Raw genomic sequence first — 8,463 nt, 5'->3', positions numbered from 1 at the left:
CGGAGCCCCCGCCGCCGACGGCGGGGGCTCCGGCGCGGGCGTCACGTCGGGGACGGGTTCGGGCGCGGCCTGCTTCGGGCCCACTCGGGCCTGGATCCGGTCGGCGGCGGCCCGGGCCGCGGCCCGCTGCGCCGCGGTCATGGGGGCGTACCCGTCCGGGAGCGTGCCGGGTGCGCTGCCCGGGACCTGGCCGGGCCCGGCCGCGTAGCGGACGAAGGCGGCGTACTGCTTCGCTGCCGCCGCGGTGAACTGGTTCGGGGCGGCGACCGCATAGGTGACGACCGTCAGCGGGTACGCGTCCCGCGTCGCGGCCTCGGAGTCGGGCAGCGTGACGCCGGGGGCCGACGTCCGCCCGAAGGCGGCGACGGCGGCCTGCATGCTCGCGGACGTCGGGGCGACGAACTGCCCGGCACGGTTGCGGAGCTTCACCGACGGCAGCAGGAACCGTTGTGCCGTCGCGGTGTCGGTGATGCCGAGCAGGTTCCGCTCTCCCGACCGCTGCCGGGGGACCGCGGCCGTCGTCGGCGGGACGGCCGCGAGGTTGCGGGTCCGCTCACCGCTGACACCGCGCACGACCGCCTGCGCGCCCTCGAAGAAGTCCGACACGTACGGGTGCAGGTCGAGCGCGCACAGCGGGAGGTCGGGCAGGTTCGGGTCCCGGTCGCAGAACGGGTCCACCTTGGGGAAGCTCTGCTGCGGGATGTCGGTCCCCTGGAAGAAGGGGTTCACACGCATGCCCCACGGGTCGGGCACACCGGCCACGAAGTCGCGGGCCTCCTCGTCCGCCTCGATCCACTCCCAGACGAGCTGGGTGGTGTACGAGACTCCGGTGGGGATCCTCAGCTCGATGCTGGAGTTGGCCAGCGTCGCGAACTCGGGGTTCAGGGCGAGGAACTCGGGGTCACGCTCGATCGTCACCGGGTTCCGGGCGAGGTACCCGGCACGAAGGCTGACGTTCTTGACGTAGGAGTGCGTGAGCAGCTTGGCGACCAGGCGCGGGGTGAGCCGTAGGTCGTCGATCCGCTCCCCCGCCCTCGCGGCGACGTCGGCCGGGGCACCGGAGGCCACCTGGCGTTCGACGAGCGCCACGATCGCGACGCCGGACACCGCGACCGGCGCGTACACCAGCGTGCGGTCCGAGGGCACCTCACCGGTGAGGGGCTCGTTGAGGAAGCCCAGCCCGTTGGCCCCGGCGTCGGAGCCGGTGAGCCCGCTCTCGACGACGGCGTCGGGCAGCTTGGTGTAGCTGAAGACGGTGCCCCCGCCGGCGCACAGGGCCGGCTGCCAACGCAGCACCGCCTGCGTCGAGGTCTCCACGCCACCGACCGGTTGCTGCCTCGCCCCCAGCGGGCAGGGTTGCCCGACCGGCTGGAAACCCAGCGGGAAGGCGAGCCTGCGGTTCCAGTTCGTCAGGCTCAGCGGGGAGGACTGCAGCTGCCGGTTGGGGATGTCGAGGTAGCTGCGGCCGTCGACCTCGGTCTCGCCCCGGGGGACGACGACGAGCCAGCAGCGGCGCGGCTGCCCTTTGGCGGCACCGGAGGTGACGACGTCGGCGCAGCCGAGACCGTCGTTCTCGCGGAAGGTCAGGGTCTCGAACGTCTCGAAACCCGTTCCGTCGGGCCGCGTCCTGGCCTGCGGGATCTCGTTCGTCGTGAGCTCGCCGAACAGCGGGTTCTTGTCCGGGTCCAGCTCCTCGTGGGTCAGCAGGTCGCCGTTCACCGCGGCGAACGGGACCCGGACGTCACGCTGCCCCTCCTTGACGTAGTCCGTCGAGGAGAGGTCGACGGTCTCGGCCGGGTCGACCGGACCGGGCGACGCGGCGCCGAGCGCCGGCGGGAAGATGAACCGCGTGCTCGTGAAGGAGCTGCTCGTGTTGCTGAAACCGCCGTAGACGCAACGGGTCCGGTCCGGGGCGGTGTCCCCCCAGCACTGCATGACCTGCATGTAGTTGGCGAGGATCGTCGAGCCGTCGAGCCGGGTTGGGTGCTTGTCGGCGCCGGACCAGCGCCAGGACACGGCGATGTTCTGGTTGACGAGGTTCTTGGTCTGGCTCACCGAGACGGCGAGGTCCGCGAAGGGCCCGGTGCCGCGCAGCGTCATCGCGCTGCTCGTCGCGGTGCCGACGGCGAGAGCGCCCGTCGGCCCGGTGGCGGACGTCGACGGGGAACCACCGGACGCCGCCAGCCGGATCCGGTCGAGCCCCCCGCGGACGGCGGCCCCCACCGGGCCGGGGAGCGCGGCGGAGACGAACAGCGCCAGGACGATCCCCACCGCTCCCGCCAGGACCGTCGGCCGGTGCCGCGACCACGCCGTCGGCACGGGCACGTACGGTGCCGGCACCCAGTCGTCGTCGGGCGGGGCGTTCACCGGCCCCGCCCCATCCGGCGGGCGATGACCGGCGGACCGACCGTGACCCCGAGGAGCAGCCCGGCGGCGATCACCATGAGCGTCGTGCGGGACGGGCCCCCGGTGTAGTCGGACGCCAGTGTGACCGGCAGCGCCGTGACCTCGCCGTTGCCGATGGTCGTCACGGCGCCGTCGGTACCGCCCGGGACGCCGCCGTCCGCGGCGACACCTGTTCCGCTGCCGTCGCCACCGGCGGCTGCGCCCGTCCCGGAGCCCTCGGCCGCGCCCCCGCCGGTGGCACCCCCGGTGCCCGCGCCGGTGCCGGCGCCGCTGCCGGACCCGTTGCCGGAGCCGCTGCCGGCCTTCACCGGAGCGCCGTTCGCGGAGCACTGGGTGCCGCCCTTGCGGTCGCAGGACGCGGGCTGCGGCGCGGTCCTGGCGAGGGTGTTCTCGCCGCTCTTGGAGAAGGTGGGGTTGTTGCAGCTCGCGATGTCCTTCTTCGCGGTGTCCGCACCCGGGATCCGCTTCACCTGGTCCAGCCCTGCCCGGACGAGGTTGATGGGCAGCGGCGAGTACCCCAGCCGTGGCGCGAGCTGCTGCCCCTCGCAGAGGAAGTAGTAGCTGAAGTCCCCGAGCGTCTTGCCCTTCTGCGCGGTGAACCGGCCCTGGCTCTGCGTCGGCAGGACCATGTAGCTGTAGCTGGACAGCGGGTACGCGCGCTTGTCCGCGTTGTCGTAGACACCGTCGAGGATCTGCGTGAGGTACAGCGGCGACGTCTTGTCGGTGTTGATCCGGGCCCCGGTGAGGGCGACCGCCACCGCCTGCGGGGTCGGCGGGACGTAGTAGTTCGCCCTGTTGAGGACCTTCGCGACCGGGAACCGCTGGTTGAGCGCGTAGGAGTACTCGACGTAGGTGATCGCGCCCTCGGCGGTCGGCGAGGCGACGTAGCCGGCGACGCCGACCGAGCCGTTCTGCGCCGTGAACCCGAGCCCGCGCACGAGCGGGTAGTACGAGGTGAGCCCGCACGGGGTGGAGCGCCCGGCCTTGCGGCAGTAGGCGTCCCAGATGGCGGGGTGCTGCTTGCTCATCCACAGGGTGAACTGCGCGCTCGTCCCGGAGCCGTCCGACCGGACGACCGGGATGATCTTGCGGGCCGGGAGCGTGAGGCCGGGGTTGTCCGCCTTGATGGCGGGGTCGGACCAGGTCCTGATCGCGCCGGTGAAGATCTTGGCGATCGTGTCGCCGGACAGCCGCAGGTTGTCGACGCGCTTCGCGCCGATCCTCAGGTTGTACATGAAGGAGGTACCACCGGCCACGATCGGCATGTACGCGTAGCCGAAGTTAGGTGCCGGGTCGGAGCCGCCCCGGCTGTCCTGCTGGTTGTACGGGATCTCGCTGACCCCGAAGTCCGTGACGCCCTGCCGGAAGAGCTTGCGGCCCTCGCTGGAGCCGTTCGCCTGGAAGTTGACCGTCATACCGCTCTGGCGGACGTTCGCGGCCCACTGGGTCACCGCGTTGGAGGACCAGGTCGACCCGGCGCCGGAGATGGGGACGTAGGTCGCGGCCTGCGCCGGGCCCGTGGCCAGCAGCAGGGCCAGCCCGGTGACGAGCACCGCGCCGAGGACGCGGCTCACGCGCCTGGCATGCATGGGGAACTCCTTGTGTCGCATGGGTCGTGGCCGGTTCACGGGGTCCGTCCGTCCGGGTGCGGAGGGTCGGCGGCGAGGGCCGCGTCGGGCTGCCAGGTCTGCAGGACCGGCCCCTCGGCGGCCCGCCGCCGGGCGTGCGNTCCTGCAGACCTGGCAGCCCGACGCGGCCCTCGCCGCCGGGCGTGCGCGGCGGCGGCGAGCCGGGCCGCGTCGTCCGCGGACCGCTTCGCGGCCCGGCGCTGCTGGCGAGGGCTGAGGACGCCGGCACCACGACCGCCGATCGTGCGGGCCAGCACGAAGAGCACCAGGACGAGCAGCAGGAGAGTCGTCCCGGCGCCGAAGGCGCGCGCGATCATCGCGTCCTCGGGGATCCGCCGCAGCTCGTAGGCCAGCAGCGGCAGGGACACCATCGGCCCTTCGCGCGGGTCGAGGTTGGTGCTCGCCCCGAAGCCGGCGGTGAGCAGCACCGGGGAGGTCTCGCCGATGCCGCGCGCCGTTCCGAGGATGACTGCGGTCGCGAGGCCGGATCTCGCCGTCGGGAGCGTCACCGTCCAGACGGTCCGCCACCGGCTGGCGCCGAGGGCGAGGGAGGCCTCCTTGAGCGAGCCCGGGACGAGCCGCAGGACGACGTCCGCGGCCCGCACGATGATCGGCAGCATCATCACCCCGAGCGCCAGCGCAGCCGCGAACCCGGATCGCGGGAAGCCGAGGATGAGCACGTAGAGGCTGAAGACGAACAGACCCGCGATGACCGACGGCAGCGCCGTCATCGCCTCCACCACCGTGCGGACGACGCGGGCGTACGGTCCCGGGAACTCGGTGAGGAACACCGCGCACGTGAGCCCGAGGGGCACGACGACGACGAGCGCGATGGAGATCTCCATGAGCGTCCCGACGATCCCGTGCACGACACCACCGCTCGTGAGCGGCTCGAGCGGGCCGGTGACGGACAGGTCCTTCGTGAAGAAGTTCAGGTGCACCAGGGCCGTCACGCCCCGGATGACGACGTAGAAGACGACGAACCCGAGGACCGCGAGGAGCACCGCCGCGAAGCTGTGCACGACGGCACCGGCGATCCGGTCCTTGACCGCCTGCCCGCTCTCGTCGAACGAGACGAGGATCGCGTAGAGCGCGAGGAAGCAGACGTACCAGACGACGACCGCACCGAGCCGGCCGGAGAACGGTGCGAGCTGGGTGAAGATCGTCCAGGTGAGCCCGGCGGCACCGGCCGCCGAGCCGACGAGCGCGAGAACGTCGCTCACCCGGACCGAGGACAGGACACGGCGCGGCTCGGGCGCGGGGTCGACGACCGCCGAGGCCGGCCGGACCGTCGTCCGGCGGCTGTCGGCGACGGTGGCGGGACCCTGCGCCGGGACGCCGGGGCGGGTGAGGTCCACGGTCACGGTCAGGCCTCGCTCGCGGCGCCGGAACGGCTGCGGTTCACGACGACGGAGGCACCGAAGTTCACGGCCATGGTCATGAGGAACAGCGCGAGGCCGGCGGCGAAGAGGGCCGAGAGGCTGAGCCCCTCGGCCTCGCCGTACTGCAGCGCGATGAGGGACGAGACCGAGATGCCGCCCTTGGCGAGCAGGGTCCACTGGATCTGGAACACCGGGGAGATGATCATCGCGACGGTGATGGTCTCGCCGAGCGCCCGGCCCAGACCGAGCATCGTGCCGCCGATCACGGCGCCGCGGCCGAAGGGCAGCACGACGTCACGGATCATGCCCCAGCGGGTCGCCCCGAGCGCGTACGCCCCTTCGCGTTCCCCTTGCGGCGCCTGCGAGAACGCCTCCCGCATGATCGAGGTCATGATCGGGGTGATCATCATGCCGACGACCATGCCCGCCATGAAGATCGAGGACTTGAAGTCCGTCAGCGACGCCAGCGGGTCGCGGGGGTCCCGGCCCGGGACCTCGAAGACCGGGATCCAGCCCAGGTACACCGACATCCACTGGGCGACGCCGACGGCGCGTTCCTGGAGGAAGTACACGCCCCACAGGCCGTAGACGACGCTCGGCACGGCGGCCATGAGGTCGACGAGGCTGATGAACGTGCGCTTCAGACCGGCCGGTGCGTACTCGGATATGTAGAGCGCCGTCGCGATCGAGAAGGGGATCGCGATGACGATCGCGACGAGCCCGATCATCACCGTGCCGAAGAGGATCGCCGCGATGCCGAAGGGACCGGCGCCGGGGTCCCAGGCCTGGGTCGTGACGAAGCCCCAGCCGGCCGCGCGCAGCGCCGGGACCGCCTGGACGGCGAGGAAGAGCCCGACCGTCCCGGTGATGACGAGCACCGCCGTCCCGCTGAGCCGGGCGAGCGTGCCGAAAGCCCGGTCGGCGACCCCGGAGGTGCCGGCCGGCCGCACCCTGCGCTCGTCGGCCGCCGGGTCGGGCACCGGGGGTCGCGTGGTGGCCGGCACGGACGGGCCGGTCGGCGGGGCGGGAGAGGTCGTCACCGGGTGAGCTCCGCGGGTCCCGTGACGACCACGGGGACGGTGGACGCGGGCAGCGCCTGCCGGAACATCGAGGCGCTGTAGTGGCACTCGCGCTGGCGCAGGTAGCTGCGCGACGAGACGGCGACGACCCGGCCGTCGAGCAGGAGCCGCCAGCGCCACTCGGCCTGGACGCCGTCCGCGAGCATCGCGACGGTGAGGTCGTCGGCACCGGCACGGACGGAGGTGACGTCGTCCACCACGTGCTCGGCGGTCGGGAACACGACGGCGCTGCGGCCGAGCTCGTGGTTGTTCCGGCCGAGCAGCCGCCACGCGACCCACCGGCCGCCCGAACCGGGCTCGCCGGTCAGTCCCGACCGGTCGGGCCAGGACGTCCTGCGGGCGCCGGAGGCGAGGACGCCCGACACCAGCACGAACCGGGGTCCGCTCATCGCCGTCCTCCTGCGCCGCCACGCCACGGCCGGTGGTCCGGCCCGGATGCCAGCTGACCTGGCGATGCAAGAGTCGTGGGGGGACGGCAACGGGCTTGCCCCCCGTGGCTGAACGCCGGACGTGGGCCGGATGAAGGCCGACGCAGAGTCAGGACAGACCCGCACGCACCCCCCGCCGTCCCCGCCCGCGGTTGCCTACCGTGACGAGCATGGGACCGACCTTCCGGATCGCGCTGCCCGCCCGCTACCGACGTCCTGCGCTCTGGGGGGCGCTCGTCTGCTCTCCGACGCTCCTGCTGCTCGGCAGCATGGGGGTGGCCGCCGCGACGTCCCCGGCGGTCTACGAACCCGTCGGCGTCAACGCCGGCGACGCCGAGTGGCTCGACACGCTCACCGCACCGGTGGCGCAGGGCCAGGGCGGCCAGGTCGTCCCGCTCGACCCGACCTCGCCCGTGCTGCCCTCGGGCGGCGACCTCCAGGTCCTCACGATCACCCAGGGCGGCGGGACGGCGGACGACGTCGCGACCGTCCCGGCGGTGCCCGCGGTCGGGGACGTCACGCCGACGTTCCGGCTGAGCCGGTCCGGCATCCCCGTCCGGGTGCTGCAGTCGTACGTCGCGGCGGCGCAGATGATGGCCCGGACGGATCCCGGCTGCCGCATCCACTGGTCGCTCGTCGCGGGCATCGGACGGGTCGAGAGCAACCACGGCAGGTTCGCCGGGTCCGGCGTCACCGCGAGCGGTCGCGTCGTCCCGTCGATCCTCGGGCCCCGCCTCGACGGCTCCCGCAAAGGCTGGGCGACCATCCGGGACAGCGACAACGGTGCCTACGACGGCGACCGCGCGTTCGACCGCGCCGTCGGCCCGATGCAGTTCCTCCCCGGCACGTGGAAGCACTTCGGCGCGGACGGCGACGGCGACCGCCGCGCCGATCCTCAGGATGTCGACGACGCGGCGCTCGGGACGGCCCGGTACCTCTGCGCCGGCGGCAAGGACCTCACCAGGCGGGCGGACCGCTGGAGCGCCGTCCTGCGGTACAACCACTCCTCGAGCTACGCCGCGCTCGTGCTCGGGCTGGCCGACACGTACGCGTCGGGCCGCGCCGTCCCGGTGCCGGCACCGCCCGCCGGCGTGAAGCCGCCGAAGGGCGAGACCGCGAGCCCGCAGCGGCCGCCGGGTCCGGTCACGCCGGTGACCCCCGTGCCGCCGGCACCGCTGCCGTCGCCGTCCGCGTCGGCCTCCGCGTCGCCGCTGCCCACCTCGACGCTGCCCGGCCAGCGCCCGACCCGGCCGGCGACCGGCCCGACGACGGGGTCGCCGTCCCCGACCGTCACGACCAGCCCGGACCCGGCACCCTCGACGACGGCAGCGGCGGACCCGGGCGGACCTACGACGTCCTCGCCGGCGCCCGACCCCACGACCGCGGTGCCCCCGACGCCGACGGACCCGGCCACCACGCCGCCGGCACCGGACCCGGTGAGCCCCTCCCCGCAGGACACGGCCCCGCCGCCTGCACCGACGACCGCCGACCCGCCTCCGGCCCCCGCAGGACGTCCTGGCCCGACCGGTCGGGACTGACC

General features: G+C 73.6%; 6 protein-coding genes. 1 reads left to right on the top strand and 5 read right to left on the bottom strand.

Going from position 1 to position 8,463, the window contains the following annotated elements; translation table 11 throughout:
- The 5 genes from ECOMGDLI_RS28180 to ECOMGDLI_RS28160 all read right to left on the bottom strand — a co-directional run.
- Positions 1-2,367, bottom strand: a 2,367-nt coding sequence (locus ECOMGDLI_RS28180) for a hypothetical protein (protein WP_088320167.1), incomplete at its 3' end; no start/stop codon positions are given.
- Positions 2,364-3,995, bottom strand: coding sequence for a phosphate ABC transporter substrate-binding protein PstS (gene pstS / locus ECOMGDLI_RS28175; protein ID WP_088320166.1), 1,632 nt, complete (start codon positions 3,993-3,995; stop codon positions 2,364-2,366). The genes ECOMGDLI_RS28180 and pstS, both read right to left, overlap by 4 nt.
- Positions 3,996-4,135: 140 nt before the next feature.
- Positions 4,136-5,398: phosphate ABC transporter permease PstA (gene pstA / locus ECOMGDLI_RS28170; RefSeq protein WP_233153659.1), on the bottom strand; the 1,263-nt coding region annotated here is incomplete at its 3' end.
- Between the two features lie 2 nt (positions 5,399-5,400).
- On the bottom strand, positions 5,401-6,456 hold the full coding sequence (pstC, locus tag ECOMGDLI_RS28165) for a phosphate ABC transporter permease subunit PstC (protein WP_198955254.1): 1,056 nt from the start codon (positions 6,454-6,456) through the stop codon (positions 5,401-5,403).
- The gene (locus tag ECOMGDLI_RS28160) at positions 6,453-6,884 is read right to left on the bottom strand and encodes a hypothetical protein (protein ID WP_088320164.1); all 432 of its coding nucleotides are present in this window, start codon (positions 6,882-6,884) and stop codon (positions 6,453-6,455) included. The genes pstC and ECOMGDLI_RS28160 overlap by 4 nt, the downstream gene beginning before the upstream one ends.
- Before the next feature lie 209 nt (positions 6,885-7,093).
- Between ECOMGDLI_RS28160 and ECOMGDLI_RS35575 the strand changes: the two genes are divergently transcribed.
- Entirely contained in the window at positions 7,094-8,461 is a 1,368-nt protein-coding gene (locus ECOMGDLI_RS35575) for a lytic transglycosylase domain-containing protein (protein ID WP_198955253.1), read from the top strand.
- The last annotated feature ends 2 nt before the right edge of the window (positions 8,462-8,463 follow it).

This window comes from Kineosporia sp. R_H_3, assembly GCF_002198675.1.
Lineage (GTDB): Bacteria > Actinomycetota > Actinomycetes > Actinomycetales > Kineosporiaceae > R-H-3.
The sequence above is the reverse complement of the archived record's forward strand: the minus strand, read 5'-3'. Positions and strand labels throughout refer to the sequence as shown.